This window comes from Albidovulum sediminicola (assembly GCF_025751575.1).
Classification (GTDB): Bacteria; Pseudomonadota; Alphaproteobacteria; order Rhodobacterales; family Rhodobacteraceae; genus Albidovulum; species Albidovulum sediminicola.
This window is the reverse complement of record NZ_JAOWLA010000044.1, coordinates 1-3,602: the sequence shown is the minus strand read 5'-3', so window position 1 is coordinate 3,602 and position 3,602 is coordinate 1. Positions and strand designations below refer to the sequence as shown.

Annotated in this window: 4 protein-coding genes, 1 tRNA gene and 1 pseudogene; 2 read left to right on the top strand and 4 right to left on the bottom strand. The window is 64.8% G+C overall.

Annotated elements, in window-relative coordinates; all coding sequences use genetic code 11:
- Positions 1-123: 123 nt before the first annotated feature.
- The 3 genes from OE647_RS19890 to OE647_RS19880 all read right to left on the bottom strand — a co-directional run bounded on the left by OE647_RS19890 (position 124) and on the right by OE647_RS19880 (position 1,801).
- On the bottom strand, positions 124-1,152 hold the full coding sequence (locus OE647_RS19890; RefSeq protein WP_263723510.1) for a DUF6538 domain-containing protein: 1,029 nt from the start codon (positions 1,150-1,152) through the stop codon (positions 124-126).
- Positions 1,153-1,235: 83 nt separating this feature from the next.
- Positions 1,236-1,311 (bottom strand) — tRNA-Ala (locus tag OE647_RS19885).
- 163 nt (positions 1,312-1,474) lie between these two features.
- Positions 1,475-1,801 (bottom strand): TIGR02300 family protein, encoded by a 327-nt coding sequence (locus tag OE647_RS19880; RefSeq protein WP_263723509.1) that lies wholly within the window; start codon positions 1,799-1,801, stop codon positions 1,475-1,477.
- A 158-nt stretch (positions 1,802-1,959) separates the two neighbouring features.
- Here OE647_RS19880 and OE647_RS19875 point away from each other — a divergent pair, with 158 nt between their 5' ends.
- Both OE647_RS19875 and OE647_RS19870 read left to right on the top strand, forming a co-directional pair.
- Positions 1,960-2,658, top strand: a complete 699-nt coding sequence (locus OE647_RS19875; RefSeq protein ID WP_263723508.1) for a M48 family metallopeptidase — start codon at positions 1,960-1,962, stop codon at positions 2,656-2,658.
- Between the two features lie 32 nt (positions 2,659-2,690).
- Positions 2,691-3,341: a GntR family transcriptional regulator gene (locus OE647_RS19870; RefSeq protein WP_263723507.1), complete on the top strand. Its 651-nt coding sequence runs from the start codon at positions 2,691-2,693 to the stop codon at positions 3,339-3,341.
- 100 nt (positions 3,342-3,441) lie between these two features.
- Here the strand turns inward: OE647_RS19870 and OE647_RS19865 are convergent.
- Positions 3,442-3,602, bottom strand: a pseudogene (locus OE647_RS19865) (dihydrolipoyl dehydrogenase); the annotation flags it as partial.

Sequence of the window (3,602 nt, the reverse complement as noted above, 5' to 3'; positions counted from 1 at the left end):
GCCTGCCTCATGCTCGGCCAGAATGCCGATGATCTGCTCGTCGCTGTATCTCGTTCGCTTCATCGTCCGTCCCTTCGTTGGGTCGGACTCTAATCGCAGGTGGAGGAAAAATCCCGTGGCAGGTCAGTGGGCCTCGGCATAGTTCCAGAACGCCGCCACCCGCCTGATCGCTTTGTTGACGGTGGCGCTGTTCATCGGTTCCAAGCCGATTGCGTGGGCCTTGTCTGCCGCCACCAGCATCGTCAGGTCTCGGATTTGAGGCTTCTTCCGCCAGTTGGCCGGAAGCTTGAGGAGCAGAGATTTGAAGTTCCGGGCGTCGTCTTTGACGTACTCGGAGATCGGCCTATCCCCAGCGACCTCGATGAATGCTGCCATCCAGGCCATGTGATCGTTGCGCACCTTGATTGACCAAGCGCCGCGCATCTTCTCAGCTTCCCAACCTTGAACGGCCTCGGAGAGAAGCGGCGCATTGCTGCGAGTGGTGCTGGGAGCCTTCTCGGGGTAGGCGGGGGTAGGGACGCTGTCGCCCATGTCCCGCTTACGGATCGCATCACGCGCTTCCACAGAGGCTTCCTGAAGCGCCCTGATGAGCCGGGGCCAACTGGGGGAAGCGTCGGCCAACCGCAATTCGAAGCCGTCCCAAGACAGCACCTCTTCGGCCTCTGACCGGAAGAACTCGTCCTGCTTCCCTCTCGCGAGGTTGGCGCGGGTGAACTCATCGACTGCCGCAAGCGTCTCTTGCCGTTCCTCGAAGGTTGGACGCGGCTCGTACTCGAGGGGTGCCTCCGGTTCTTCCAAGTCCTCGAAGCCGCTCAGACGAACCTCCTCGTCCTCGTCCAGAAGGTGGTTAAGGTAGGCCGACTTCGCCTTGGCGATCTGGGATGCAGTAAGTTCACCCTCCGGCGGGGCGGCTTCCAAGTTCTGCTGCCGCTCGAGATTGGCGCGATGGGCAGCGAATAACTGGTCTACCCGCACCGCTTCGATCCTGACGCGGATCAGCGCTTGGGCGCGGTCTTTCGTTCTGAGTGAGAAGGTCTCTTCGACCTTCCCATAGGTCTCAACGATGTCTTGGGGGACGGCAGCGCGGTGGTAGTAGGTAGCGCCACGGCGGTAGAGTCGAGTGTGTCCAGGCATCTTTTCCAGAGCCGCCACTGTAACACCTTACCGTAACATCCTGACGAAATACCCCAATGAAGACAGGCATTTACTGAGAATGCAAGTACTTAGGGGGATTTTGGTGGAGCCAAGGGGAGTCGAACCCCTGACCTCTTGAATGCCATTCAAGCGCTCTCCCAACTGAGCTATGGCCCCACCGGAGGTCCGGGCGACTGGCGCCCGCGTGAGGGGCGTATAGGAGAGCGCGCAGGGCACTGCAAGCGAAAAATCACCCTTAGAGTGCGCAAAATGAAAAAGGGGCACCGGCCTTCGCCCGTGCCCCCAAGATCTTCGGTCCGAAACGACTTCGGCTGCCGGATCAGGCGTCGTCGTCGCCGCCGCCGACATCCGCGATGTCGTCGAGCGACACGTTGTCGTCGTCGTCATCCTCAAGCAGGTCGTCGTCGAGATCGACATCACCGCTATCGTCATCGAGGTCATCCGAGTCGAGCACGTCGATATCGGATTCGGTATCCTTTATGCTGGTCTTCTCAGCAATCATTGTCCGGCCGCGTCCGGGCACGAGGCTTTCGGCGGTAAAGCTGTGGCCGCACTCCGGGCAGGTCATCGGGTCGCGCTTCAGGTCATAGAAGCGGCTGGCGCAATGCGGGCAAAGGCGCTTGACGCCCCATTCATCCTTCGGCATGGAAAACTCCGTCCAGTGCACTGATCTTCGCGAGTCGCAGCCAACTGCCACAAGTGCGCCGGGGTGTCAAAGGCTTTCGGCCCAAGGCGCGCGAGGTTGCGTTTCGGGCTTCGCCCGCGCCGGGCAGAGCCATTCCGAAAGGCAGGAACCGAGCCGCCATGACCCGCCGAATCCTGCCCGGAACACCACCTGTTGAGATCACGCTGCGCCGGTCGGCGCGTGCCAGGCGCTATTCGCTCCGGGTTTCGCGGCTCGATGGCCGTGTCACGCTGTCGCTACCCGCGCGCGCGCCCGAGGCGGAGGCACTGGCCTTTGCCCGGGAAAAGGCCGACTGGATTCGCGCGGCGCTTCAATCCGCGCCCGTGCGCGCCGTGGTCGGCCTGGACAGCGTGCTTCCGGTCGAGGGGCGGCCCTGCGTGGTTAGGGCGGGTGCCGTCCGGGCGCCGCGAATCGTCGCGGATGAGCTGCTTGTGCCCAGGCGAGCGACTGGAACGGGCCGGCAGGTCGAGGCGTTTCTGAAGCTCATGGCCCGCGACCGGCTTGCCAGCGCCTGCGACCTGTACGCCGGTCGACTTGGGCGCGCCTACGGTAGCCTCACCCTGCGTGACACCCGGTCGCGCTGGGGGTCGTGCTCGGCCGCCGGCGGGCTTATGTTCTCGTGGCGGCTGATCCTCGCCCCGCCCGAGGTGCTTGGCTATGTCGCGGCCCACGAAGTCGCCCACCTGGTCGAGATGAACCATTCCCCCGCCTTCTGGCGCGTCGTGGCCTCGCTTTGTCCCGATTACCGGCATCATCGCGCCTGGCTGCGGCGGGAGGGGCAGAACCTCCACGCCTACGACTTCACGGGACAGGATTGACGGCCAACGGGCATTTGTGATCACGTCTTGCCATGCTGCTTCAAACCCGCCCCCCCGATCCCGGCACCGCGACGCATGACCGGATCTACCGGACCCTGCGCCAGCAGATCATGCACGGCGAATTGCCGCCGGGTCAGGCCCTGACGGTGCGCGGACTGGCCAAGGCCCATGGCGTTTCGATGACCCCCGCGCGCGAGGCGCTTCGGCGGCTTGCGGCGGAAGGCGCGCTGACGCTGTCGTCCTCCGGGCGGGTCACCACGCCGGACCTGACGAACGAGCGGCTGGAGGAGCTTGCCACGCTTCGCGCGCTGATCGAGACCGAACTGGCCAGCCGCGCCCTGCCGCGCGCCCATTTCGCCCTGATCGAACGCTTGCAGGCCATCAACATGGCCAATGCCGAAGCGGCGGTGAAGCGCGACGCGGTGGCCTATATCCGGACAAACCTCGAATTTCACCGGATGCTTTACCTGCGGGCGCAGGCCCCCGCGATGCTGGCGGTCGCAGAGACGGTCTGGCTTCAGCTTGGCCCGACGATGCGCGCGGTCTATTCTCGCATCGTCCGGTCGGAGCCGCCACAGCATCACCGTATGATCCTTGCCGCACTGAAGGCGGGCGATGAGCCCGCGCTCAGGCTGGCCATTCGGGCGGATGTGACCCAGGGCCTGCGCCACCTGATTGCCTGACGCCCGCCAGCGCGGCGACCGAACAGACCGTCGCGCGCGCCGTCACTGCGGCAAGGCAGAGAGAGACACCCCAGTCACCGGGGCGCCTTTGGGGTTTTGGTCACGCATGGATTGGCCCGTCGCCGCAGGCCAGGGCGGCTTCGCGGACGGCCTCCGAGAAGGTGGGGTGGGCGTGGCAGGTCAGCGCGATGTCCTGGGCGGAGGCGCCGAATTCCATGCCCACGCAGATTTCGTGGATCAGTTCGCCCGCCGCCGGGCCGA